The sequence below is a fragment of the Kribbella sp. NPDC004536 genome (genome assembly GCF_042873835.1).
Lineage (GTDB): Bacteria > Actinomycetota > Actinomycetes > Propionibacteriales > Kribbellaceae > Kribbella.
Genome location: NZ_JBIALY010000003.1, coordinates 1,427,023 through 1,451,511 on the forward strand (window position 1 = coordinate 1,427,023; position 24,489 = coordinate 1,451,511).

A 24,489-nucleotide genomic window follows, 5' to 3' on the forward strand; every position below is an offset into this window, starting at 1 on the left:
CGGGAGGGGTGGCCTTCACCTCGCTGTTTCTCCGTAACCGTCCACCCAGCTGGGCTGGAGCCGGCAGTAGACGATGTCCGGGCCCCAGCTCGACGGTGAGCTGCCGTAGTGGTTCGTGAGGTACTCCTCGATCTCGGCGAAGTCCGGGTGTTCGGCGGTCAGGAACTCGGCGGTCCCGTGGCTGAACACGCCGATCCGCTCGCCGTCGACGTACGCGAGACTCGCGGCCGGCCGCTGTTTCAGGTGCTTTGCCTTCGCTGCGGAGCCGGAGGTGGTGAACACCCAGCGCGCGTGCAGGAAATGCCCGTCGACCGCGCTGATCCGTGGCTCGCCTCGCGCGGTGACAGTCGCCAGGTTGACGGTGCACATCCCGGTCAGCGCCTGCACCAGCGCGTCCGCATTGAGCCGTTTCTGGCCCTTGATGATGTTGCGCAAGTGCTGGGTCGACGCCGGATACACGGCGTCCATCAGCGCCTGGAGCTCGGCGACTTCCGCTGCTGTCTCCCTCATCTTCTGGAGTCTGGCACTGCTCCCCGACATTAACCGTCCGGTAACCTCGCTGCATGGCAGCCCGCGTGCAGGTCGTCACCGACTCCACGGCCGGTCTGTCCACGCACGAGCTCCTCCGCCTCCCGCTGACCGTCGTACCGCTGCAGGTGGTGATCGGCGGTACGTCGTACGACGACGGCGCCACGTCCGCGGACGCGGTCGCGGAGGCGCTGAAGACGTTCACGCCGGTCTCCACGAGCCGGCCGGCACCGCAGACCTTCGCCGACACGTACGCCGCCTGCGCCGCGGACGGCGCCGAGGCAGTCGTCTCGATCCACCTCTCCGGCGACATGTCCGGCACCTTCGAAGCCGCGATGATCGGCGCCAAGGAGTCCCCGATCCCGGTCCACGTCGTCGACTCGCGCTCGCTCGCGATGGGCCTCGGCTTCCCGGTCCTGGCCGCCGCCGCGGCCGCCGCCGCCGGACAGGACGCCGCAACCGTCGAGGCCGCCGCCCGGGCCCGGATGAAGGCGATCTCGTCGTACTTCTACGTCGACACCCTCGAATACCTCCGCCGCGGCGGCCGGATCGGCGCCGCCCAGGCCCTCTTCGGCACCGCCCTGGCCGTCAAGCCCCTGCTCACCATCAACGGCGGCCGCATAGTCCCCCTCGAAAAGGTCCGCACCTCGAGCCGAGCCATCGCCCGCCTGACCGACATCGCCATCCAAAGAGCCGGCGACACCCCGGTAGACCTGGCAGTCCACCACCTCGCCAACCTAGAAAAAGCCCAAACCCTGGCCGACACCCTCACCACCCGCCTCCCCCAAGCCAAAGAAGTAGTCCTCCGAGAAGTAGGCGCCGTAATAGGAGCCCACGTAGGCCCCGGCCTCCTAGCCGTAGTAGTAAGCCCCCTATAACCCCACCCCCTCGCTACCTCCCACTCACCCTCCCCGCGCCGCCCTCCCGCGCCGCCGTCCCGCGCCGCCGTCCCGCGCCGCCGTCCCGCGCCGCCGTCCCGCGCCGCCGTCCCGCGCCGTCCTCCCGCGCCGCGCACCACCGGCCCGCCACCCGCCCCCGCCGCGCACGTCCCACTGCACCACTCGCGCTGCACCGCGCGCCTCCTGCGCTGCGCGCCACCCACGCCGCACGTGCCTCCCGCGGCGTCCCTCCCGCCCTCATCGCTCCTGCACCGCGGCCGCCCGCACCGCGCCGCCCGCGCCGCACCTACCCCCGCCCCTCCCACGCCGCGCCTGCTCCGTTCTCGAGGGTGTGGGCGCGTCGGTCGGCGGAGGTGGCGATAAGTGGTGGTGTCTGGAGACAGGAAATAGCAGCTCCCCAGACACCATTTCTTGTTCCCAGTCCCGGCAAGAGCACCGTTCTGGGGCTGCCCGAACCTCGCCGCAGCGTCCTCCACAGGTTTCAACTCGTGCGTTCCACGGCGCCGAGAACTCGTACTTTCCCTGGCGTGAAGGTCTTCCGCCGCACCGACCCCTCGGCCTCCGACGCCCGAGCCCGCGCCCTCGCGCGCCTCGCCGCCCGGCCGCCCACGCACGCCGACCTCCACACCCACGACCAACACCCCGAATCCCCGGAGGAGCGTGATGAGGTGCGCGGTGGATGGACCCCCAACCAAGAACCCAACCCGCGCAACCACCCCGCCCACAACCCCCAACCCCCAGAACAAGCCCACCCGGACCGCCTCAAGCGCCCGGACCGCACCCAGCCCCCGAAGCACCACACCCCCGCGGAGCGAACCCGACCCGCGGAGCGACCTCTTCCCCCGGAGAACCCTCAGCCTCCGGACTACGCCCCGCCCCCGGACCACCTCGAGGGGCCGGAGCAGACCTGGCCCGCGGATCGTCACGAGCGGTCGGAGCGCAATCAGCGCCCGGAGCACACACAGTCCGCGGAGCGCGCTCGTCCCCCGGAACGCATTCAGCCACGGGAGCGCCATGAGCCCCCCGAGCGAGCCCGCCGGCCGGGGCGGGCCCGGCCGCCGGTTCGCCAGGAGCTACCGGAGCGCGTGGAGCGCGGGCAGTTCGTGGACCGGCTGCGCGACGCTCGGTGGACGATCACCCCGCGCCACGTCCTGGTGCTCTTGGCAATCCTGGCCCTTGGCCTCACCTGGGCTACCTGGTCCTTCCTCCGCGCGCAACCGACCGCCATCCCTGAAACTCGCCCCACGACCACAACTGCAGGCAGCCCAGTCGCCCAACCCTGCTCAAGCCAACTCGCACCCACGACGACACAGCCATGCCCGACCTCAGGCCAACCCTCATCCAACGCGACTCAATCTGGTACGCAGCTCGTCCCAACCCCGCCCAACCCAACCCAAGCCGCCCAAACCTTGCCGGGTCCCAACCAGACCCCAGGCACCGGTATGTCACCGAACCAGCAGCTCGTCGTCGTGTACGTGGCCGGCAAGGTACGACGCCCCGGCCTCGTCCGAGCCCCGATCGGCTCACGCGTAGCCGACGTACTCACCCTCGCCGGCGGCGCACTCCGCGGCGTCGACCTGACGACCCTCAACCTCGCCCGCCAGGTATCCGACGGCGAACAAATCATCGTCGGCCAACCCAATCAACCCCAGCCCACAACCCCACCCCAACCATCAACCCCACCCACGCCCACCACAGCCCAGAACACCCCCGTAAACCTCAACACCGCCACCCTCGACCAACTGGACGCGCTCCCCGGCGTCGGCCCGGTCCTGGCCCAACGCATCCTCGACTACCGAACCCAGAACGGCCCCTTCACCACGATCGACCAACTCCAGGAGGTCCCCGGCGTAGGCCCCAAGAAGTACGACTCCCTCAAATCCCATGTCCGCATCTGACCCCGCCCCCAACCCCGTCCCAACTCCCCAGCCGCCGCGCGAACCGCAGCCCGAACCGCCGTACGAACCGCTGTCCGAACCTTGGCGCGTGTCACCGCCGGAGCCGGCGACTGACCCCGCGGAGGTCTCGGCTGAGGTCGAGCCTGTCGACCTGCGTTTGCTGGCACCGGCCGGACTCGGATGGCTGGCGGCTGCCGTGCTGGTGGGCCAGGCGCCGATGGTCGGTGGTGCGGTTGGTGCCGCTGCGCTCGGGTTGGCAGCGGTCCTCGGCTTGCTGCTCGTCCGCCGACAGCGACGGATGGTCGCCGAGGCCGGGGATGTGTCGGGGCCTCGATCGACGAGCGAGGCGCGACGTTCGGCGCGGAACGTGGTGAGGCGGCCTTCGACATCGGCTCGGACGAGATGGCCTTCGGCTGAGGCTCGGGCTGAGCGTGCTCCGGCTGAGGCTCGGGCTAAGTGGATTCCGGCTGGGGCCCGGGCTAGGTGCGCTCGGGCGAGGTGGGCTCGGGCGAGGTGGGCTCGGGCGAGGTGGGCTCGGGCTAAGTGGGCTCCGGCTGGGGTCTGGGCTAGGTGGGCTCGGGCTAGGCGGGCTCCGGCTGGGGCTCGGACTAGGTGGCCTTCGGTTGGGGGTCGGAGTGGGTGGGCTGTTGTCGCGGTGTTGGTGGTGGTTGGAGGGTTGGGGATTGCGGCCGGGCTTCAGGTGGCGGGGTTGCGGGCGGGGCCGGTCTACGAGCTGGCTGGTGCCGAGGGGACGGTCGGGGTTCGGCTGCGGATCGACGGGGATCCGTCGTTGCGGCAGAGCACCACCAGCAGGCGTCCGCCGTACGTGGTGGTGAAGGCAACTATCGAGGAGGTACACAGCCAACGAACGAAGACAGTCCGGACCCGAACGCCGGTGTTGGTGATCGGGAACGCGAAATGGCAGACCGTGAGGTACGGCCAGCACGTTGATGCGAACGGCAGGCTCCAGCGTGCCGACAGCGGTGGCGAGGTGGCCGCGATGCTCTCGACCCGATCGCCGCCGCGTGCAGTCGACGAGCCGCCCTGGTGGTTGCGTGCGGCCGAGCGCGTACGAGCCGGACTTCGGCAATCGGTAGCGCACGAGCCGGAGGACGTACGCGGACTCGTACCGGCGCTCGTGATGGGCGATGTCTCCGGTGTCTCGGCCGACCTGAACGCGGACTTCCGGACCACAGGCCTCACGCATCTGTCGGCCGTGTCGGGGACAAACCTGACGCTGCTGCTTGCATTCGTGCTGCCCCTTGTGCGGGGTATCGGCGTACGGGCGCGCGGTTTGACCGTGGTTGGTGTGCTGATGGTCGTGGTGTTCGTGGTACTCGCCCGGCCACAGCCGAGCGTCCTGCGTGCGGCCGCGATGGGCTTGATCGCCTTGGCGGCGATGACCAGCGGGGGAGGGCAGCGTCGCGCGGTACGGAGTCTGTCGGTCGCGGTGATCGTGCTCCTGCTGCTCGACACGTCACTCGCCCGGTCAGCCGGTTTTGCACTGTCGGTACTCGCGACCGCGGGGATCGTCCTGCTCGGGCCAGGTTGGCGAGATGCGCTGGCGCGTTGGCTCCCGGCATGGCTGGCGGAGGCGATCTCATGCCCGCTTGCTGCTCAGCTTGCGTGTACGCCGATCGTCGCGTGGCTCTCGGGTCAGGTGTCGCTGGTCGCGGTCGCGGCCAATCTGTTGGCTGGTCCAACAGTTGGTCCGGCGACGATCCTGGGTTTCATCGCCGCCGGGGTCGCCTTGGTGAGCACGGGGCTGGCGCAGTTCGTCGGCTGGGTCGCGGGTTGGCCGGCCCGCTGGATCATCCTGGTCGCCCGCGAAGGCGCGGACCTGCCCGGCGCAGCGAACGCCTGGCCTGCAACGGTGATCGGCGTAGCGGTACTGACGTTGCTCTGCGTCGTGCTTGTCGTCGGCATGCATCGCATCCTCGCTCGCCCGATCGCGATGGTTGTGTCGGTGGTCGTACTGACGGTCGTCGTACTGCGGCCTGTCGGGACGTTCGGGTGGCCACCGGGCGACTGGGTGTTCGTGGTTTGTGATGTCGGACAGGGAGACGGGTTGGTGTTGCGGGCGGGTGACGGTACGGCGGTCGTCGTCGACACCGGGCCGGATCCGGCGGCGATGGATCGATGTCTGCGGCAGCTCGGGGTGAGGTACGTCCCGGTGGTCGTACTGAGTCACTTCCATGCCGATCATGTCGGCGGGCTGGCCGGGGTACTGAACGGGAGGAAGGTGGGCGAGATCGAGGTGACGCCGTACTTCTCGCCGCGTGCCGAGTACGCGCGGGTGATCGAGTTGGCGGGGCAGCATCGGGTGGCGGTGCGGACCGTCGCGTTCCATGAGCAGCGGGCCGTCGGGCAGGTGAGTTGGACGACGTTGTGGCCGGCGAAGGTGCCGGCGCTGCCTCCGGCCGGTACGTCGTCGGCGACGTCCACGGACGAAGGGTCGCCGGAGAACAACGCCAGCATCGCGATGATGGTCGAGGTTTCCGGGCTACGCATCCTGCTCACCGGCGACCTGGAGCCTGAGTCGCAGCGGGCTGTACTCGCGACGGGAGTCGATCTGCGGGCAGACGTGCTGAAGGTCCCGCACCACGGATCCGCCCAGCAGGACCCGGCCTTCATCGCGGCGGCCGACGCTCGGCTCGCCGTCATCTCCGCCGGACGCAACAACGACTACGGCCACCCGGCGCCGAGAACCCTCGAACTCCTGTCCCACGACACGGTCCGTACCGCCACCACCAACATCAGCGGGACCCTCGTCGTCACCAACACCGACAAGCGTCTGGCCCTCACGACCCAACCCCAGGAGGTGGTCGGTTAGAAGGTGACGGCAGAGGTGGGTGTGGTGTTGTCGACCTCGTCGCCCAGCGACCAGGCGGCTACTCGGGAGGCTACGTGGGCGGGGACTGACTCGGAGACGCCTGGTACGGCTGGGATGTCGTAGGTGCCGTGGGCGTCGTGAGGAAGGACCACGTCGTAGCCGCGGGCCAGTGCGGTTTTGGCGGTGGCGTGGACACACATCTCAGACATCAACCCGCAGATCGCCAGCGACCGTACGCCGGCCGACACCAGGACCTCCCCGAGCGGAGTCGCGTCGAAGCCGTCGTCGCGTGGTTTGCGGATCACGTGTTCTCGCGGGCCGGGCTTCACCGGGAGGTACAGCTCCCATCCGGGCGTACCGGGTTCGTCGTCGGCGCCGGGCTCGCCGTCGTTCTGCAGATGTACGACGGTCGCGCCGGCCTCACGTGCGCGGTTGAGCAGTTCGCCGATACGTTCCAGGAGCTGTGCGGCGCCCGGTACCGGATCGGCGCCCGAGACGAACGCGGTCTGTACGTCCACGACTACCAACGCGTCGACAGTTGAGGTCATGCCGCCATCCTCGCCGACACGCAATTCCCGAACGCGCCCCGGGTCCCCCACGCCCAGCTCGCGCAGGGCGCACCCGGCTATTGCGCGCTGACTCGTACTGGCTCGTGCCGGCTCGTGCTGGGCGTGCCGGGTGTTTGCGGGCGGCTTGCGTCGGGAGACACCAGGTAGTTGCGGCGGTTCGCGCTGGGTGCGGGCCGGGTATTCGCGCTGGTTCGCGTTCGGCGCGCATCCAGTGTTTGCGCATGGAGACGCACCGGGTTCATGTGGGCGGATCGCGCCGGGGCGGAGCGGTGGTTGCGGGTGGTTTGGGGAGGGCGTGGAGCGGGATTGTCCGGAGGGCGTGGGATGCTTGGCGGCGTGGCTGCTCGTAAAGGTTCTGCGCCGAAGCTCGGGGACGTTCTGCTGGTGACCGGGGCCGAGTCGTTCCTGGCGGATCGGGCGGTGCGGTCGGCGATCGCGGCGGTCTCGAAGACCAGTGCGGACGTCGAGGTGACGGACCTGGAGGCGGCGACGCTGGACGTCGGGGTGTTCGCGGAGCTGACCGGGCCGTCGCTGTTCGCGAGCGAGCGGGTGCTCGTGCTGCGGGCGCTGGAGAACCTGCCGAGTGAGATGGCACCGCATCTGATCGAGTACGCCGACGCCTCGTCGGACGACGTACTCGTTGTGCTTGTGCATTCCGGCGGTCAGAAGGGCAAGGGCGTCCTCGACAAGTTGCGGAAGGCATCCGTCAACGAGGTCGTCGCGACGGCGCCGAAGGCGTGGGAGCTGCCGCAGTTCGTCGCGGGCGAGATCCGGCTGCTCGGCGGGACCGTGGACGAAGGGGCCGCGTCGGCGCTGGTCGATGCTGTGGGGCATGACCTGCGGGCGTTGGCGGGGGCCTGTTCGCAGCTGGTGTCGGACTCTGGTGGGCAGGCCGTGACCGCTGAACTCATCGGGCAGTACTTCGGCGGCCGCGCGGAGGTGACGAGCTTCGCGGTGGCGGATGCGGCGATCGCGGGGCGGACCGAGCCTGCGTTGGAGCAGTTGCGGTGGGCGCTCGATTGCGGGGTCGCGCCGGTGCTGGTGACGAGTGCGATGGCGGGTGGGTTGCGCGGGCTGGCGAAGTACGCGAGTGCGGCGGGCGGGATGCGGGACGCGGATCTGGCGCGCGAGGTCGGCGTACCGCCGTGGAAGCTCAAGCAGCTGAAGCAGCAGGCGCGGGGGTGGACGCCGGGTGGACTCGCGGCCGCGATCAAGGCCGTCGCCCAGGCCGACGCCGACGTGAAAGGCGCCTCCGGCGACGCCGGGTACGCACTCGAGCGGATGGTCCTCACCGTCACCCGCTCCCACGGCCGCCGCTAACCGCATCAATTGGCACGGAGGCCCTGACCCCCAGCCGCTCGCGCGCTCGCCGCTGACCGCGTCGACTCGTGCGGAGGTCCTGATCGTCAGTAATTCGCGTGGTTCCCCACCGATCGCACCGGCCCGTGTGGAGGTGCTGGCCGTTACCCGTTTCCATGGCCGGCGCTGATCGCGGTGGCTTGTGTGGAGGTGCTGGGTGTCACGCGTTCGCGAGGGCGCCGGGGATCGGGTTGGCTCGGAGGGAGGTGTTGGCTGTTACCCGTTTCCACGGCCGTCGGTGATTGCATGGGCTCGGGCGAGGGTGCTGCCCGTCAGCCGTTCGCGCGGGTGGTGCTGATCGCGTCCACCCGCCTGGGCGGATCCGGGTAGGTGCGCCGGGGTGGTATCGAGGTGGTTCGGGGCGAGGGTTGGGGTGGTTTTGGGCATGCGTAACGATCGGCCGGTCTTGGGGACGGGCCGATCGTTTGGGGTCGGGGGGTGGCCCGACCGGGCCTTAGAGGGAGGCGGCCTTCTTGAAGATGGCCGACTTGCGGTTCGCGGCCTGGTTGGCGTGGATGACGCCCTTGCTGACGGCCTTGTCGAGCAGGCGGCCGGCCTTACGGGCCGTCTCGGTGGCCTTCTCGGCCTCGCCGGCCTCGACGGCCTCGTGGAAGCGACGAACAGCCGTCTTGAGGGTCGACTTCACGGACTTGTTGCGAAGTCGCGCAGCCTCGTTCTGGCGGTTGCGCTTGATCTGGGACTTGATGTTCGCCACGGAGCAGAGCCTCGATCAGGTGTGTGCGGTCAATACAGGATGGTGTTGCGCGCACGGCTGTACACCACCCGTGGGCACGCGAAGGACTAGATTACCAACAAGCCGTCCCCAGCTCCAAACCGGCGACCGCCCGCTCAGGCGGGGGCGGCTGCCTCGGCGGCCGACTTCAGCCGGGTGAGGGTGGTGTGGATGCCTTCGGCGTTGCGCGGGGTGCGGTTGCCGAAGACGGGGCGGAACAGGGTCTTCAGGATACGGGGGCGGTGGTCGGTCCAGGATTCGGTGACTGTGCAGCCGTCGGCGGTACTGGTGAACGAGTAGTCCCAGCGGGAGATCGGGATCGGGCCGAAGGTGATGTCGAAGGTGAAGCGGCGGCCCGGGTCGGCGGTCACGACTCGGCCGAACGTGAACCAGCGGATGAATCCGGCGCGGTTGTACCCGACGAACCGCGCCCCCACCACAGGACCCCCGACGGCGCCTGCGTCACCCGAAGCCAGCCTGCCCGAGGCGGTGGGGCTGTGCGGGGCCGGGGTTTGCGGGGCGGGGGTGAGAGGGGCGTGGGTCCAGTGGAGTTGGGTGCATTCTGGGCTCCACTCGGGCATGCGGGGGAGGTTGCTGACCAATCGGTACAGGGCGTTGGTGGTGGAGCGCACTGTGATGGATTCGGTCAGGTCGGGCATGGGGTTTTCCCTTCCGTCTGCGGTCGCTGCCTGTGGTGAGCGTGACACTGTCGGCGGTCGACGGCATACTCGGGGCCTCGCGAGCCCCAAAGCTCCGCCATCGCTCCGCCAAGCCCTGGAGGAACTCCGTGACCCGCAAACGACCGGCGATCATCGCCGCGACCGCACTGATCGCCGCCGCGGCCGGCGTACCCGTGCTGGTGAACGCCGCGCACGCCAGCCAACCCGCCGCGCACGCCAGCCGACCCGCCGCGCAGCCGGCCGATCCGGACGTGAAACGCTCCAGCACCGGTTCGTACATCGTCCAGCTCGACGACTCGCCGGTCGCGGAGTACGACGGCGACATCGCCGGCCTCGCTGCGACCAAGGTGCTGCCGGGCGCAAAGCTCCTGAAGACCGCGGCGCCCGTCGTCGACTACGTCAAGCACCTCGCGAACGAGCGCACCGCAGCGCTCGCACAGGTCCCAGGCGTGAAGAAGCTGTACGACTACAACTACACGTACGCCGGGTTCTCGGCGGAGATGTCGTACGACGACGCCGTGAAGCTGGCGAAGTCGTCCGGTGTGAAGAGCGTCGAGCCGAGCGAGATCCAGCACGCCGACACCGTCGACACGCCGCGCTTCCTCGGCCTGTCCGGCAAGGGCGGCGCGTGGCAGCAGGCGGGTGGTGTCGACAAGGCCGGCGACGGCGTGATCATCGGCATGATCGACTCCGGCTACACCCCGGAGCGGCCGAGCTTCGCGCCGATGAAGACGACCAAGCAGTCCGATGCGCTGGTCGCGAAGAAGTGGAAGGGCACCTGCCAGGCCGGCGAGGAGGCGCCCGTGACCTGCAACAACAAGGTGATCGGCGCCCGGTACTTCGACAAGGGCATCGGCAACCGCCCGATCCCGGAGGAGTACAAGTCGCCGCGTGACTACGGCGGCCACGGTACGCACACCGCGAGTACGGCGGCCGGCGACTACGGCGTCGACATGACCGTGCTGGGTCGCGACTACGGCAAGGGTTCCGGGATGGCGCCGCACGCTCGGCTGGCGATCTACAAGGCGCTGTGGGCGGTCGACGCGTCCGGCGGCGGCAGCGGTACGGACGCGGACATCGTGGCCGCGATCGACGCCGCGGTGTCCGACGGTGTGGACGTGATCAACTACTCGATCTCCGGCAGCGGATCGACGTACGTGAACGCCACCGGCCTCGCGTTCCTGCGGGCCGCCAAGGCAGGCGTGTTCGTCGCGACCAGCGCCGGGAACACCGGTCCGGGCGACACGACGGTCGGCAAGACGTACCCCTGGGTCACGTCGGTTGCCAACGGCACCCATGACCGCGACATCCAGACGACGGTGCAGCTCGGCAACGGCAAGTCCTACACCGGTGCGGGCATCGGCGCCGGTACGCCGGAAGCGCCGGTGGTGCTGGCCAAGGACGCGGGTCTGCCCAACGCCGACCCCACCAACCTGACGCTCTGCCAGGCCGGCACGCTCGACCCGGCGAAGGTGAAAGGCAAGATCGTGGTCTGCGACCGCGGCGTGAACGCCCGCGTCGACAAGAGCCTGCAGGTGAAGAACGCGGGCGGTGTCGGCATGATCCTGCTCAACATCACCCCAGGCACCCTCGACGCCGACCTGCACTCGGTGCCGACCGTCCATCTCGACGACAAGTTGGCGCCGGAGGTCAAGGCGTACGTCAGCGGCACCGCGAACCCGACCGCCACGATCGGCGCCGGTACTCCGGTCCGCGTGAACGCCCCGCTGGTCGCCGCCTCCTCGAGCCGCGGCCCGTCCCCGGCAGGGAACGGCGACCTGCTCAAGCCCGACATCATGGCGCCGGGTACGAACGTCCTCGCGGCGACGACCGCGTTCAGCGCGGCCGGTGGTGAGTACGCGTTCATGAGCGGTACGTCGATGGCCACGCCGCACATCGCCGGCATCGCCGCGGTACTGAAGAGCAAGCACCCGACCTGGTCCCCGATGGCGATCAAGTCCGCGATGATGACGACCGCGACCGACCAGGACGCGAGCGGCAAGCCGATCCAGAACGACAGCGGTTCGCCGGCCAACCCGTTCGGGTACGGCGCCGGCGAGGTACAGCCGAAGTACGGCATGGACCCCGGGCTGGTGTACGACTCGACCTACACGGACTGGACGAAGTTCGTCTGCGGTTCGGGGCAGGTACCGAGCACGCACGAGCTGTGCGCCAACGGCAAGATCGACCTGAGCGACCTGAACTACCCGACGATCGCGATCGGCGACCTCGCCGGCAAGCAGACCGTGACCCGGACCGTGACGAACGTCGGCAAGATCCCCGAGGTGTACTTCCCGAAGGTCGAGGGTGTGAAGGGCCTCAAGGTGACGGTCTCGCCGAGGCTGCTGGTCACGCTCCCGGGCCGCAGTACGACGTACAAGGTCACCATCGAGAACAACGGCGCCCCGCTCGAGCAGTACTCGTTCGGCAAGCTGGTGTGGAAGTCGGCGAAGCACACGGTCGCCAGCACACTCGCGATCAAGCCGCTCACGGTGAAGGCGCCGGTCCAGGTCAACGGCACCGGTACGGCGGGCTCCGTGCAGGTCCCGATCACCTCCGGGTACGCCGGGACGCTCAACACGACCGCGCTCGGGCTGAACGCGGCCACGGTCGCGGACACCACGCTGAAGAACCCAGGTGGCGTGTCGTTCCCGACGACGGCGCCGAAGGCGAACGACCACGTCGCGAAGTTCACCGCGACCATCCCGGTCGGGTCGACGTACGCCAGGTTCTCCACGTTCGACGCTGACTATCCCGCGGGTACTGACCTGGACGTGTTCGTCTACAAGGCCGGTACGACGACGCTGCTCGGAAGTAGTACCGGGGGCTCGGCTGAGGAAGAGGTGAACCTCCCACAGCCTGTGGGCGGTCCTGTGGACGTCTACGTCGACCTGTACGCCGGGGCGAACGAGCAGCAGGTGAACCTCAACCACTGGGAGCTGCAGAACGGCGCAGGCAGCCTGACAGTCAGCCCGGCCAGTCAGCCGGTCCAGGTAGCCGGGCAGGCCACCGTGACCGCCACCTGGACCGGCCTGGCCGCCGGCACCAGGTACCTGGGCCAGCTGCACTACACCGATGGAGCAGATGGTGCTGCAAACACCGTCGTACGCGTAGACAGCTGAAACGGGCGGCCCCCGCAACCGGGGGCCGCCCGCTGCACCGTCAGGACGGCATGAGCTCGTAGTACGTCTCCGGACGAGCGGGCAGGATCACCTTGCACTGACCGGTGGTGACGTCACACCGGTGAACCTCTCGCGGTGCGATGGTGAAGGTGTTGTTCGAGGGTTTGTCCTCTCCCTGCTGGGTGATGGCCAGCACGTACCGGGAGTCTTCGAAGACGATCCCGTCCGACGCCTGCACCTTGTCCGGCAGTTGCAGCTTGGTGACTGCCCCGGTCGTGAGGTTGATCGCCGCCTTCGAGCCGCCGTCGACCATGGTCCGGCCGTCGGGCGCCAGATCGACGCTCATCAGTCCGGTCCGGCCGCAGTAGTCCCGGGTGAGGACGAACTTGTCACCAGCGACTGTGCCTACCTTGGCGCAGTTCGGACGGTCCGGCCGGCTTCCGGCGAGGATGGTGTCCGTCAGCGAGGTTCGTACGAGTTGCGTGCCCGCGGGGAGGGTGATCGTGCGCGGCTTACCGCTCCCGGGCTGCCAGACGGTCACGACATTCCAGCGGTTGAACCTCGAGATCCAGAGGCCGTCCTTGGTCCATGCGTGGACGGTGATCTGGTCCTTCGGCAGTTGCAGGCTGTCCACCTGACGACCGGTGCGCACGTCGAAGATCGTGACGCTCGACGGGTAGTTGATGTTGCCCGCCGCGACCGCGATCTGCTTGCCGTCCGGCGACGCGACCGGCTTGTCCGAGGTCGGCGGCCCGATCGGCCGGATGGCGCCGTCGGGGCTGATGATCGCGGGCCGGTACCCCTTGGTTCCCGAGCCGACGGATGCGGCCCAGCCACCGTCGACGCGGGCTGCGGAGACGGCGAAGGTTCCCCGCGGCAGCGTGACACTGCGGTCGCCGTCGTGAAGTGTCGACGTCTCCTGTCCGGTCTTTCCGGCCTGGACGACGTACGGGACCGACGGCGGTGCGCTGGTCAGCGACGTCGGCGTGCCGGCTACGCCTGGGTTCGAGTGGTCGGCGAGGTTGGTGAGGGCAGGGACGGCCAGGAGGACGGTGATGCCGACGGCGGCGGCGACGGCGGTGATCGGTAGCCAGGAGCGGTGCCGGGTGGGCTCGCCCAGTTCCGGGCCGGGGCCGTGGGCGTCGGCCGGTACGGCGTTGTGGGCCTGGCTGTGGAGGTAGTCGCGGAGGCGGTTCTCGGTGTCGTTCATCGGACTTCCTTGAGCTTGTCGGTGAGGGCGGTCAGGCCGCGCGAGGCCGTCGCCCGGGCCGAGGAGGTACGGATTCCGAGGAGCTGGGCGATCTCTTCGAAGGGCAGGTCGAGGTAGTAGCGCAGTACCAGGACTTCGCGGGTACGGGTCGGAAGAGCCTGCAGGGCGCGTTGCACCTGTGAGCGTTCCTCGCCGAGTACGGCGGCGCTCTCGGCGGAGGCGCCTGGTGCCGCGTGTGGTGGGGTGTAGAGCCGCGCCACCCGGCGGCGCCGGAGTACGGAGCGGCAACGGTTCAGCACTGTGGTCCGCAGGTAGCCGACGGCCGCCTCGGACTCTCGCAGAGGCCAACGCTGGTACAGCTGCATGAAGGCCTCTTGTACGACGTCCTCCGCCGCCTGCCGGTCGTCGGTCACCAGCACCGCCAGGCGGACGAGGCCGACCCAGTGCCGGTTGTAGAGGTTCGAGACGGCTGCGTCCGCTTTCACCGGTATCGGCACCGGGCCTCTGATACTCACCATTGGATTCGTCACACCCCAGAGACGCGCATCGCCGTGAAACGCTGCATCAGAGGCGTTCACGTACCCAGTCGAGATGAACCAGGGCGTGCTCCCGCTGCCAGGCACGCATAGTCGGGATGCCAGGCGGCGCCGGTTGCGCCGAGCCCCACCACAGGCCGCCGGCGATCGCCGCGATGAAGCCTGTGATTCCGTCGTCCTCCGGGAGTGGTGGCAGCGTCACAGAGCCGCGCATCTCCGCGTGCAGGATCACCGTGTCCACCCAGCGCGGCGCCAGCCCCGGGTGCGCCCAGTCGACGAACACCACCCGCTCGTCGGTCAGGATGATGTTGTCGGCCCGCAGGTCGTAGTGCGCCAGCGCCTTGCCCTCGGCCAGCGCCCTGATCCCTCCCCGGGCCAGTTCGGCGAACGCCTCCACGTCGACCCATGAGGGTACGGCGAGGCCGTCCGCCTGCACGTTCTCCCAGCGGCTCAGGAAGTCGTGGCTCCGTACGGCGACCACCGGCGCGTCGGCCCACGGCGACGGGTCCAGTACGTCGGTCAGCTCGGCCAGCGCGTCCAGCACCCGATCCGCGTCCGGCTGTTCCCAGGGATGTGCCGGGAGTCGTCCCGAGATGTCCTCGAAGAGCATGCCGACCCAGTCACCGTCGTCGTACACCGCGTACAGCTCCGGCGCCATCGGGAGCCGGCCGATGGCCTGCATCGCGGTGATCTCCAGCCGGAACAGCTCCGGCGTCTTCGGGTTCAGTGACGTACCGACGGCCTTCACGAACGCCCTGCGGCCGGAGGCGGTCACCAGCCGGGCCGCCGTACCGGGGGAGAAGCCTCCCTGTTGGGTGACTGCCGATGTCACCACCGAGCCGAGCGAGCGCTCCACCCAGGCCCGCACCGCGGCAGGCAGCTCTTCGAACGGCAGTCGGACCCCAGCAGCATGCGCCATACGTCACCACGCTAGCGGGCTGTTGCCACTGATTTTCGAATCCGCTGGACCCCCATGGGATGATTGACCGGATACCCACGTACCAGACCAGATTTGGATCCCCTCCGTGCCCGCTGGCTCCACGAATGTGCCGCAGCCGGGTCGTACCGACCCGTCGCTGATCCGGAACTTCTGCATCATCGCCCACATCGACCACGGGAAGTCGACCCTGGCCGACCGGATGCTGCAGATCACCGGTGTGGTCGACGACCGCTCGATGCGGGCGCAGTACCTCGACCGGATGGACATCGAGCGCGAGCGCGGCATCACGATCAAGTCGCAGGCGGTCCGGCTGCCGTTCACGCCCGGACCGGACTCCCCGGGTGGCCTGCTGGCCCCGGACGGTACGACGTACATCCTGAACATGATCGACACGCCCGGGCACGTCGACTTCACCTACGAGGTGTCCCGGTCGCTCGAGGCGTGCGAGGGCGCCGTACTGCTGGTCGACGCCGCGCAGGGGATCGAGGCGCAGACCCTGGCGAACCTGTACCTCGCGCTGAACGCCGACCTGCACATCGTCCCGGTGCTGAACAAGATCGACCTGCCGAGCGCCCAGCCGGAGAAGTACGCCGCCGAGCTCGCCAACATCATCGGTTGCGACCCGTCGGACGTGCTCAAGGTGTCGGCGAAGACCGGCGAGGGCGTCGAGGACCTGCTCAGCGAGATCGTCGCGCAGATCGAACCGCCGAAGGGCGTCAAGGACGCGCCGCCGCGGGCGCTGATCTTCGACTCGGTCTACGACACGTACCGCGGCGTGGTCACGTACGTCCGGGTGGTCGACGGCGAGCTGACGCACCGCGACCGGATCAAGATGATGTCGACCGGCGCGGTGCACGAGATGCTCGAGGTCGGCGTGATCTCGCCGGAGCCGATCAAGACCCAGAGCATCGGCGTCGGCGAGGTCGGGTACCTGATCACCGGCGTGAAGGACGTCCGCCAGTCCCGCGTCGGTGACACCGTCACCTCGAACGTCAACGGTGCGACCGAGGCGCTCGGCGGCTACAAGCACCCGCAGCCGATGGTGTACGCCGGTCTCTACCCGATCGACGGCGACGACTACCCGACGCTGCGCGACGCGCTCGACAAGCTCCAGCTGAACGACGCCGCCCTGCAGTACGAGCCGGAGACCTCCGGCGCGCTCGGATTCGGGTTCCGCTGCGGGTTCCTCGGGCTGCTGCACATGGAGATCGTCCGCGAGCGGCTCGAGCGCGAGTTCAACCTGGACCTGATCTCGACCGCGCCGAACGTGGTCTACCGGGTCGAGATGGAGGACGGCACCGAGCACGTCGTCACGAACCCGAGCGAGTTCCCCGAGGGCAAGGTCGACGAGGTCTTCGAGCCGGTCGTGAAGGCGACGATCCTGTCCCCGAGCGACTACATCGGCGCGATCATGGAGCTCTGCCAGCAGAAGCGTGGTCAGCTGCAGGGCATGGACTACCTGTCCGAGGACCGGGTCGAGCTGCGGTACACGCTGCCGCTGGCCGAGATCGTGTTCGACTTCTTCGACCAGCTGAAGTCGAAGACCAAGGGCTACGCCTCGCTCGACTACGAACCGACCGGCGAGCAGGCCGCGCAGCTGGTGAAGGTCGACATCCTGCTGCACGGCGAGACCGTGGACGCGTTCTCCGCGATCGTGCACCGCGACAGCGCGTACGGGTACGGGGTGGCGCTGGCCGGCAAGCTCAAGGAGCTGATCCCGCGGCAGCAGTTCGAGGTGCCGATCCAGGCCGCGATCGGGTCCCGGGTGATCGCCCGCGAGACGATCCGCGCGATCCGCAAGGACGTGCTCGCCAAGTGCTACGGCGGTGATATCACCCGGAAGCGCAAGCTGCTCGAGAAGCAGAAGGAGGGCAAGAAGCGGATGAAGATGGTCGGCCGCGTCGAGGTCCCGCAAGAGGCCTTCATCGCCGCTCTCCGCACCTCCGACGCCCCCGAGAAGGCAGGCAAGAAGTAGTGCGGGTCCGGCCGCGGCACGAGAGGCCGGCCGGCTAGTGCCGGTCGAGATCCCGGCGGGCCTGCTCGTCGTCGCCTCTCGCGGGCAGGACTGGGCCGATTGGCTCGATCGGCTGCCGCGGCTCGTTCGCGATCTGCTCGGCGAGTGGAGTCTGCAGGTCGACGGCACGGCCGCGTACGGCAACTGCGCGCTGGTCGTACCGGTGGTTGCCGAGGGCAAGCGCGCCGTACTGAAGGTCCAGTTCCCGCACTGGGAGGCGGAGACCGAGCACCTGGCGTTGCGGGACTGGGCCGGCAACGGCGCCGTACAGCTGCTGCGCGCCGACCCGCGCCGCTTCGCGCTGCTGCTGGAGCGCCTGGAGTCGCGGGACCTGACCACGGTCGACGTCCTGGACGCTTGCGAGATCGTTGGCGCCACCTACAAGCGGCTGCACGTCCCGGCCGGCCCGCAGTACCGGACCTTGTCGGGAGAGCTGAAACGCTGGCTCGAGCGGTTCCGGCAGTTGCCGGCCTCCGCGCCGGTCCCGCACCGCTACGTCGAGCAGGCGATCTCGCTGGCCGAGGACTTCGTCGCGGACCCGGCCACCGACGGGCGGCTGATCCACACCGACCTGCACTACGAGAACATGCTCGCCGCGGACCGCGAACCATGGCTGGTCATCGACCCAAAGCCGCTGTCCGGCGACCCGCACTTCGAGGTCGCGCCGCTGATCTGGAACCGCTGGGACGAAGTGACCGGTGATCTGCGGTTCACCGTCCAGCAACGGTTCTGGACGACGGTCGACGCGGCCGGCCTCGACGAGGACCGCGCCCGCGCCTGGGTGATCGTCCGGCAGATGCTGAACGTGTTGTGGACCCTCGAATCCACCAGCACCGACGAGTCCCTCCCGCAGGACTGGCTGACCCGCAACATCGCCATTGTGAAAGCGATCCAGGACTGAGTGTCGCCCTCGCAGGCCGGCTGCGGGCTGGGGCATCTGGCGGATTCACCCCAATGCCGTTCGGGCCGGCGGTGAGGTGGCGCCTGGTGGGCCCGAGCCGGTGGGGAAACAAATTGGCACCTGGCGACGGTTTCTTTCCCAGCCGCCGGGTGGGTGTGAGGTCGGAGACACTGACTTGTGGTTAGTAGTTACTACCTACTAACTTCGAGGCGTGGCGACACGGATGAGTGGGCAGGAACGGCGCGAGCAGGTGCTTGGGATCGCCGAGCAGGAGTTCGCCGGGGCCGGGCTGTACGGTGCCTCGACCGAGACGATCGCGCGCCGGGCGGGGATCACGCAGGCCTACGTGTTCCGGATGTTCGGGACCAAGAAACTGCTGTTCCTGGAGTGCGTGGACGCGGCCTTCGAACGGATGCGCCTCGCGATGATCGCGGCCGCCGGCGGGACGAGCGGGATCGAGGCGCTGACCGCGATGGGGCTGGAGTACAACGACATGCTCGCCGACCGCACGACGCTGCTCCTCCAGCTCCAGGGCACCGCCGCCGCGGCCGCGGGTGACGGCGAGGTGCGGGACGCCGTCCGCGCCAGCTTCGCCCGCCTGTGGCAGTCGGTCGCCGATACCGCCCAACTGGACCCGGTCACCGTCAAGGCGTTCCTTGCCCTCGGCATGCTTCTCAACACCAACGCCGCCCTGGACCTCCCCAGCGTCGACGAACCCTGGTCCCACCAGGCCAGGACCCGCATCAAACCAGGGCTCTTCAACCACATCACGACCGAGACGAACCGATGAGCGCCACGCAGGTCGTCGCCAAGCCGCGCCTGCTGGTCGGATTCCTGGCGTCCGTCGGGTTGATCCTGTCGGTCGTGATCGGGAGCCTCGGGGCTCCGTTGATCACAGCGGTCGCGCAGCAGTACGACGTTTCGCTCGCCGCGTCGCAGTGGACGTTGACGCTCGCGTTGCTCGCGGGGGCAGTCGCGACGCCGGTGCTCGGGCGGCTCGGATCGGGGCCACGTCGACGTACCGTGATGCTGGCGATGCTGGGGACCGGAGTCGTCGGCAGTTTGCTGACCGTGCTCCCGTTGCCGTTCGCATTCCTGCTGATCGGCAGGGCGTTGCAGGGCTCGGGGCTCGGGCTGATCGTGTTGATGATGGCCGTCGCACGGGATCACCTGGACGAGCGCCTTGCCGCGAAGACCATCGCCTTGTTGTCCGTGGCATCGACCGCGGGGATCGGGATCGGCTATCCGTTGTCGGGGTTGATCACCGACGTCGCCGGTGTCCGCGCCGCGTACGGACTCGGCCTGGCAGTCACCGCGGCCGCGTTCGCCGCTGCGTTCTTCGCCCTGCCGCAGGCGCCGGAGCGTCCGCCGGTCCGGCTGGACGTACGTGGCACGATCCTGCTCGCGATCGCCTTGCCCGCGTTGCTCCTGGTGATCGGTCAAACGAGCCTGTGGCAACACCACCTCGCGGTCGCGTCGGCTGTCCTGATCGGCGCGCTGCTGCTGTTGGCAGGCTGGACCCTCCTCGAGGTGCGGATCGAGAATCCGCTCGTCGACATCAGGCTTCTCCGCCACCCCGCGGTCGCGGCGGCCAACGTCGTGATGTTCACCGGCGGCATCGGCATGTACCTGCTGTTCAGCATGATCACCCGCTACGTGCAGACGCCGTCGGCCGCTGGCTACGGCTTCGGCCTGAACACGTTCGAAGCCGGTGTCGTCCTCGTCCCGTTCTCGGTGCTCGGATTCGTTGCCGGCCGCATCGTTCCGCGGTGGCGTGACCGGCCGCGGCTGTTGCTGGCGGCAAGTACGGGCCTCGTGCTTGCGGCGTTCGTACTCTTCGCCACCGCCCGGTCACACCTCGTGGAGCCGATCGTTGCGAACGGCATCCTCGGCTTCGGGGTCGGTGCGTTCTCGGCCGCGATGCCCGGCGTCATCCTCGCGGTCACCCCGAAAGCCGAGACCGCGAGCGCGATGAGCGTGAACGCTGTCGTGCGCAGCGTCGGCTTCTCCACCGGCAGTGCGCTCGGCGGGCTCATCCTCGCCGCGCACACTACGGGCGTCTTCCCGCGCGAGTCCGGATACGGTACGGCCGCCTGGATCGGCGTTGCCGCGACCGCGGCGACGTTGCTGATCATCGCCGTACTGCCCCTCAAGCGTGCCGAACGACAGGAGGTGTCCGCCGACGGGTAGTGCGCTTGAGCGTGGCAGACGGCCGGTGTACGGCGTCTCGCCGGTGCACTACCTGTCGATCGGTACCGCTAAAACCCGTGGAAGGAACCGGGTGCTCCGGGAGAGGATGCGGGTATGCGGGTGCTGACGGTCAACGTGGTGGAGAAGCTGATTCCGGGTCCGAAGGAGACGGGTTTCACCGCGATCGACAAGCGGCCGCAGCCCGGCCGGGTCCGCGTCCGCGCGCTCGGCCTGGAAGGCGACCGGGTCTGCGACACCAAGAACCACGGCGGCCCGGACCTCGCGCTCTACGCGTACGCCGACGAGGACGCGACCTGGTGGGCCGGCGAACTGGGCCGCGAGATCCCGACCGGACTGTTCGGCGAGAACCTGCGGACCGAGGGCCTGGACGTGAACGGTGCGCTGCTCGGTGAGGTGTGGCGGATCGGCGCCGAGGTCGAGGTGATGGTGCGCGCGCCACGGATCCCGTGCATCACGTTCCAGCACCGGATGCAGCTCCCGCGCTGGGTCAAGCGGTTCCACCAGGCCGGCCGCCCCGGCGCGTACCTGAAGGTGCTCCGCGAGGGCACGATCGGCGCCGGCGACCCGATCGAGATCGTCAGCAGGCCGGACCACGAAGTCACCGTCGCGCTCATGTTCGCCCAGGAGGACCCCGCCAAGATGCAGCGAATGCTCGACTCCGGCGTCGACCTGATGGAGGAGCTCCGCGAAACCGCGCAGCGCGTCGTGACGCGCGGATGACGCCGCCGCCGCGATTCGCATTTGGCTGGGTAACCCAGCAAATGCTGGGTTCCACACCGGTACAGCGGGTCCGTAACCCCCGATTTGCTGGGTCTGCCAGGCAAATTGCTGGGTCTGCCAGGCAAGTGCGGTCGCGGGAGGGGGTGTGATGGGCGACGTGCTGCCCGAGCCGGGGCCGTTGCGGCCGTTGGCGCTGGCGACGCTGTTGAGCCGGGTCGGTAACGGTCTGCTGATGACGGTCAGCGTCCTGTACTTCAACCGGATCGTCGGCCTCAGCATCGCCCAGGTCGGTCTGGGCCTCACCGTCGCCGGTCTGTTCGGCCTGCTCTCCGCCGTGCCGCTCGGGCACCTCGCGGATCGGCGCGGCCCGCGCGGGCTGTTCGTCGTACTCAGCCTGACCGTCTGCGCCCTCTCACTGGTCTACCTGTTCGTGCAGAACTTCTGGCAGTTCGTCGTCGTGAGCATCGTGCTGACGATGATCGACCGCGGCGCGGGCGCGGTGCGCGCGGCACTGATCGCCGCAGTCACCACCGGTGCGGGACGGGTCGCGGCGCGGGCGTACCTGCGGGCCGTCACGAACATCGGCATCATGCTCGGCGCGGCCGTCGGCGCGTTCGCCCTGCACTTCGACACCGGTACGGCGTACCGCCTGATGTTCGTCCTCGACGCACTGTTGAGCAGCGTCGCAGCGTTCGTCGTACTGGCGATCCCGCGGGTAGCGCCGCAGCCGCACGACGACGGCGGGCCGGTGTGGATCGCGCTGCGCGACCGCGGGTACCTCGCCGTCGCCGCGTTGAACGCAGGGATGAGCATCCACTACGCGGTCCTCGACGTCGCGATCCCACTCTGGGTGGTCGACCACACCGACGCCCCGCGCTGGACTGTCGCCGTACTGCTGATCATCAACACCGTCGTCGTCTCGCTGTTCCAGGTGCGTTCGTCGCGCGGGATCGCCGACCCGGCGACCGCCGCCCGCGCCACCCGGACCGCCGGACTGTTGCTGATGGCATCGATGGTGCTGATGGCCGGTGCCACCTGGGGCAACGCGGTGACCGCGGTCGCCTTGCTCGCCGTCGGCGCGTTCGTCCAGGTGATCGGCGAACTGCTGCAGTCGTCCGGCTCGTTCCTGCTCAGCTTCGACCTCGCGCCCGGCCACGCCCAGGGGCAGTACCAGGGCGTCTGGAACACCAGCATGTCGATCAGCACCATGGTGGCCCCGACCGTGCTGGCCCTGCTCCCGCTCGGCCTTGGCGTCCCCGGCTGGATCATCCTCGGCGCCTGGTTCGCCCTCGTCGGCATCCTGTTCGTTCCGGTCGTCCGCTGGGCCGAACGCAACCGTGCCGCCGAACTTGTTGCGACTTAGTCGCAGATAGCTGATGATGGGCCGGTGAGGAAGCTGCTACCGGCTCCGGGCCCGCTCCGCCCGCTGGCGTTGGCGACCCTGCTGAGCCGGGTCGGCAACGGCCTGCTGATGACGATCAGCGTGCTGTACTTCACCCGCGTCGTCGGGCTGTCGATCGCGCAGGTCGGCCTCGGACTGACCGTCGCCGGGCTGTTCGGTCTGCTCGCGAGCATCCCGTTCGGCCACCTCGCCGACCGCCGCGGACCACGTACGCTGTTCGTCGTCCTCAGCCTGCTGATGTCGGCGACCGCCCTGCTCTACATCGTGATCGGCACGTTCTGGCAGTTCCTCGCGGTCGCGACGGTTGTCGTCGTCCTGGACCGCGGCTCGAACGCGGTCCGGTTCGCGCTGATCGCCGGCGTCGTCCAAGGCCCCGAACGCGTCGCCGCCCGCGCGTACCTGCGATCGATGACCAACATCGGCGTCACTGCGGGCGCCGGCCTCGGCGCGATCGCGCTGTCTTTCGGTACGGCGGCGTCGTACCGGCTGATGTTCGGCGTGTACGTCGTACTCGGTGTGATCGCGGCGCTCGTCGTACTCGCCGTGCCGCGGGTCGCTCCGCAGCCACGGGCCGACGGCCCGGTGTGGATCGCGCTCCGCGACCGCGGGTACCTGGCCGTGGCCGCGCTGAACGCCGGGATCTCGATCAACTTCTCGGTGATCGACGTCGCGATCCCGCTCTGGGTGGTCGAACACACCGACGCGCCGCATTGGACCGCCGCGGTGCCGCTGATCGTCAACGCGGCCGGGGTCGCCGTACTGCAGGTCCGTGCGTCCCGCGGGATCGTCGACACCGCCTCGGCCGCGCGCGCCACCCGGACCGCCGGGTTGTTGCTGCTGGCATCGATGGTGCTGTTCGCGACCGCGTCGGCGGGCGACGCGATCGTGGCCGTTGCTGTGCTGGTGGTTGCCGCGTCGGTGCAGACGGCCGGGGAGCTGCTGCAGTCGTCCGGATCGTTCCTGCTCGGCTTCGACCTCGCCCAGGAGCAGGCGCAAGGTCAGTACCAGGGTGTCTGGAACACGAGTACGTCGGTCAGTTCGATGGTCGCCCCATCGATCATGGCGCTGCTCCCGCTCGGTCTCGGCGTACCAGGCTGGATCGTCCTCGGTGGGTGGTTCGCGTTCGTGGGCGTGTTGTTCGTGCCGGTGGTGCGCTGGGCGTCAGGACGTCGGTTCGCGGTAGCCGAGCGCGGCTGAGATCTTGCGGGCGGCTTCGATGGCGGCGGGGGCCATCAGGGCTACCTGGGCGATGGACTGTTCCAGGGAGAGGGTGGAGATGCTGACGGCGGCGATCGCGGCGCCGGTGTGGTCGTGGATGACGGCGGCCACGCAGCGGATGCCGGGCTCGTTCTCCTCGTCGTCCAGGGCGTAGCCGCGGGCTCGGGTCTGGGCGAGATCGGCCTTGAGCGCCGAGGCGGTCGTGTGGGTGAGCGGGGTACGGGCGGGGAGGCCGGTGCGGGTGATGTGGACGTCGAGCGATTCGTCGTCCTTCTCGGCGAGCAGGGCCTTGCCGATGCCGGTGCAGTGCAGCCAGATCGCCTTGCCGACGCGGGACGGCATCCGGTACGGCTTGGGGCCGTCGAGACGCGCGACGTAGATTGCCTCGTCGCCGTTGAGCAGGCCGACGTGCACGGTGCAGCGCGTCTGCGCGACCAGGTCCGCCAGTGCCGGGCGGGCGACCGTGGCGAGGTCGACGTTGGTCAGCGCGTGCCCGGCCAGCCGCAGCGCCTTCGGGCCGGGATGGTACGACCCGTCCTCGGCCTGGGCGACGAACTCGTGCTCGACCAGCGACGCCATGATCCGGTGCACGGTCGACTTGGCCAGGCCGGTCGCGTTCACCACGTCGGTGAACCGCGAGTGCTCCAGTACGGCGTCCAGCACCATCAACGTCTTGTCGATGGCCGAAGGCGAACTCATGTCCGACATCCTGCCAC

The 24,489-nt window shown here is 69.2% G+C and carries 20 protein-coding genes; 12 read left to right on the forward strand and 8 right to left on the reverse strand.

What is annotated here, in order from left to right; genetic code table 11:
- Positions 1-15: 15 nt before the first annotated feature.
- Complete coding sequence (locus tag ACFYRU_RS32280; protein ID WP_387665590.1) at positions 16-510, reverse strand: pyridoxamine 5'-phosphate oxidase family protein; 495 nt, start codon at positions 508-510, stop codon at positions 16-18.
- Positions 511-563: 53 nt separating this feature from the next.
- Between ACFYRU_RS32280 and ACFYRU_RS32285 the strand changes: the two genes are divergently transcribed.
- The 3 genes from ACFYRU_RS32285 (at position 564) to ACFYRU_RS32295 (ending at position 6,158) form a co-directional block, all read left to right on the forward strand.
- Positions 564-1,406 carry a DegV family protein gene (locus ACFYRU_RS32285; protein ID WP_387665592.1) on the forward strand — a complete coding sequence of 281 codons (843 nt, stop codon included), beginning with the start codon at positions 564-566 and terminating at the stop codon, positions 1,404-1,406.
- Positions 1,407-2,869: 1,463 nt separating this feature from the next.
- Complete coding sequence (locus ACFYRU_RS32290) at positions 2,870-3,325, forward strand: helix-hairpin-helix domain-containing protein (RefSeq protein ID WP_387665594.1); 456 nt, start codon at positions 2,870-2,872, stop codon at positions 3,323-3,325.
- Between the two features lie 664 nt (positions 3,326-3,989).
- Positions 3,990-6,158 carry a ComEC/Rec2 family competence protein gene (locus tag ACFYRU_RS32295; protein WP_387665596.1) on the forward strand — a complete coding sequence of 723 codons (2,169 nt, stop codon included), beginning with the start codon at positions 3,990-3,992 and terminating at the stop codon, positions 6,156-6,158.
- Here the strand turns inward: ACFYRU_RS32295 and ACFYRU_RS32300 are convergent.
- On the reverse strand, positions 6,155-6,706 hold the full coding sequence (locus ACFYRU_RS32300; protein WP_387665598.1) for an isochorismatase family protein: 552 nt from the start codon (positions 6,704-6,706) through the stop codon (positions 6,155-6,157). The genes ACFYRU_RS32295 and ACFYRU_RS32300 overlap by 4 nt on opposite strands.
- Before the next feature lie 357 nt (positions 6,707-7,063).
- Between ACFYRU_RS32300 and holA the strand changes: the two genes are divergently transcribed.
- A complete protein-coding gene (holA, locus tag ACFYRU_RS32305) occupies positions 7,064-8,047 on the forward strand; it encodes a DNA polymerase III subunit delta (protein WP_387665600.1) in 984 nt (327 codons plus the stop codon).
- 493 nt (positions 8,048-8,540) lie between these two features.
- On the opposite strand, the gene rpsT is transcribed toward holA, so the two are convergent.
- Complete coding sequence (gene rpsT / locus ACFYRU_RS32310) at positions 8,541-8,801, reverse strand: 30S ribosomal protein S20 (protein ID WP_380197003.1); 261 nt, start codon at positions 8,799-8,801, stop codon at positions 8,541-8,543.
- 134 nt (positions 8,802-8,935) lie between these two features.
- The gene (locus ACFYRU_RS32315) at positions 8,936-9,478 is read right to left on the reverse strand and encodes an SRPBCC family protein (RefSeq protein ID WP_387665604.1); all 543 of its coding nucleotides are present in this window, start codon (positions 9,476-9,478) and stop codon (positions 8,936-8,938) included.
- Between the two features lie 128 nt (positions 9,479-9,606).
- Between ACFYRU_RS32315 and ACFYRU_RS32320 the strand changes: the two genes are divergently transcribed.
- Positions 9,607-12,621: a S8 family serine peptidase gene (locus ACFYRU_RS32320; protein WP_387665606.1), complete on the forward strand. Its 3,015-nt coding sequence runs from the start codon at positions 9,607-9,609 to the stop codon at positions 12,619-12,621.
- A 40-nt stretch (positions 12,622-12,661) separates the two neighbouring features.
- Here the strand turns inward: ACFYRU_RS32320 and ACFYRU_RS32325 are convergent, their stop codons facing one another.
- From ACFYRU_RS32325 to ACFYRU_RS32335, 3 genes are read right to left on the reverse strand one after another with little or no spacing between them, the layout of a single operon-like run.
- A complete protein-coding gene (locus ACFYRU_RS32325; protein WP_387665609.1) occupies positions 12,662-13,831 on the reverse strand; it encodes a WD40 repeat domain-containing protein in 1,170 nt (389 codons plus the stop codon).
- Positions 13,828-14,349 carry an RNA polymerase sigma factor gene (locus ACFYRU_RS32330; protein WP_387665611.1) on the reverse strand — a complete coding sequence of 174 codons (522 nt, stop codon included), beginning with the start codon at positions 14,347-14,349 and terminating at the stop codon, positions 13,828-13,830. The genes ACFYRU_RS32325 and ACFYRU_RS32330 overlap by 4 nt, the downstream gene beginning before the upstream one ends.
- A gap of 46 nt (positions 14,350-14,395) precedes the next feature.
- Positions 14,396-15,286, reverse strand: coding sequence for a hypothetical protein (locus tag ACFYRU_RS32335; protein WP_387665614.1), 891 nt, complete (start codon positions 15,284-15,286; stop codon positions 14,396-14,398).
- Positions 15,287-15,392: 106 nt separating this feature from the next.
- On the opposite strand from ACFYRU_RS32335, the gene lepA reads away from it, so the two are divergent.
- The 7 genes from lepA to ACFYRU_RS32370 all read left to right on the forward strand — a co-directional run bounded on the left by lepA (position 15,393) and on the right by ACFYRU_RS32370 (position 23,752).
- Positions 15,393-17,282 (forward strand): translation elongation factor 4, encoded by a 1,890-nt coding sequence (gene lepA / locus ACFYRU_RS32340; protein WP_387665617.1) that lies wholly within the window; start codon positions 15,393-15,395, stop codon positions 17,280-17,282.
- A gap of 37 nt (positions 17,283-17,319) precedes the next feature.
- Positions 17,320-18,222 carry an aminoglycoside phosphotransferase family protein gene (locus ACFYRU_RS32345; protein WP_387665620.1) on the forward strand — a complete coding sequence of 301 codons (903 nt, stop codon included), beginning with the start codon at positions 17,320-17,322 and terminating at the stop codon, positions 18,220-18,222.
- 211 nt (positions 18,223-18,433) lie between these two features.
- Complete coding sequence (locus tag ACFYRU_RS32350) at positions 18,434-19,012, forward strand: TetR/AcrR family transcriptional regulator (RefSeq protein ID WP_387665622.1); 579 nt, start codon at positions 18,434-18,436, stop codon at positions 19,010-19,012.
- Positions 19,009-20,412: an MFS transporter gene (locus ACFYRU_RS32355; RefSeq protein ID WP_387665625.1), complete on the forward strand. Its 1,404-nt coding sequence runs from the start codon at positions 19,009-19,011 to the stop codon at positions 20,410-20,412. The genes ACFYRU_RS32350 and ACFYRU_RS32355 overlap by 4 nt, the downstream gene beginning before the upstream one ends.
- Positions 20,413-20,526: 114 nt before the next feature.
- The gene (locus ACFYRU_RS32360; RefSeq protein WP_387665628.1) at positions 20,527-21,153 is read left to right on the forward strand and encodes an MOSC domain-containing protein; all 627 of its coding nucleotides are present in this window, start codon (positions 20,527-20,529) and stop codon (positions 21,151-21,153) included.
- A 148-nt stretch (positions 21,154-21,301) separates the two neighbouring features.
- A complete protein-coding gene (locus tag ACFYRU_RS32365; protein ID WP_387665631.1) occupies positions 21,302-22,516 on the forward strand; it encodes an MFS transporter in 1,215 nt (404 codons plus the stop codon).
- Positions 22,517-22,540: 24 nt separating this feature from the next.
- The gene (locus tag ACFYRU_RS32370) at positions 22,541-23,752 is read left to right on the forward strand and encodes an MFS transporter (protein WP_387665634.1); all 1,212 of its coding nucleotides are present in this window, start codon (positions 22,541-22,543) and stop codon (positions 23,750-23,752) included.
- On the opposite strand, the gene ACFYRU_RS32375 is transcribed toward ACFYRU_RS32370, so the two are convergent.
- Entirely contained in the window at positions 23,717-24,472 is a 756-nt protein-coding gene (locus ACFYRU_RS32375) for an IclR family transcriptional regulator (protein WP_387665636.1), read from the reverse strand. The genes ACFYRU_RS32370 and ACFYRU_RS32375 overlap by 36 nt on opposite strands.
- Positions 24,473-24,489 lie beyond the last annotated feature (17 nt).

Coding starts and splice junctions, on each gene's coding strand:
- ACFYRU_RS32330 (WP_387665611.1), bottom strand. CDS start 14,349: ATGGTGAGTATCAGAGGCCCGGTGCCGATACCGGTGAAAGCGGACGCA.
- ACFYRU_RS32315 (WP_387665604.1), bottom strand. CDS start 9,478: ATGCCCGACCTGACCGAATCCATCACAGTGCGCTCCACCACCAACGCC.
- ACFYRU_RS32360 (WP_387665628.1), top strand. CDS start 20,527: ATGCGGGTGCTGACGGTCAACGTGGTGGAGAAGCTGATTCCGGGTCCG.
- ACFYRU_RS32300 (WP_387665598.1), bottom strand. CDS start 6,706: ATGACCTCAACTGTCGACGCGTTGGTAGTCGTGGACGTACAGACCGCG.
- ACFYRU_RS32325 (WP_387665609.1), bottom strand. CDS start 13,831: ATGAACGACACCGAGAACCGCCTCCGCGACTACCTCCACAGCCAGGCC.
- ACFYRU_RS32335 (WP_387665614.1), bottom strand. CDS start 15,286: ATGGCGCATGCTGCTGGGGTCCGACTGCCGTTCGAAGAGCTGCCTGCC.
- ACFYRU_RS32280 (WP_387665590.1), bottom strand. CDS start 510: ATGAGGGAGACAGCAGCGGAAGTCGCCGAGCTCCAGGCGCTGATGGAC.
- ACFYRU_RS32290 (WP_387665594.1), top strand. CDS start 2,870: ATGTCACCGAACCAGCAGCTCGTCGTCGTGTACGTGGCCGGCAAGGTA.
- ACFYRU_RS32375 (WP_387665636.1), bottom strand. CDS start 24,472: ATGAGTTCGCCTTCGGCCATCGACAAGACGTTGATGGTGCTGGACGCC.
- ACFYRU_RS32285 (WP_387665592.1), top strand. CDS start 564: ATGGCAGCCCGCGTGCAGGTCGTCACCGACTCCACGGCCGGTCTGTCC.
- ACFYRU_RS32355 (WP_387665625.1), top strand. CDS start 19,009: ATGAGCGCCACGCAGGTCGTCGCCAAGCCGCGCCTGCTGGTCGGATTC.
- ACFYRU_RS32365 (WP_387665631.1), top strand. CDS start 21,302: ATGGGCGACGTGCTGCCCGAGCCGGGGCCGTTGCGGCCGTTGGCGCTG.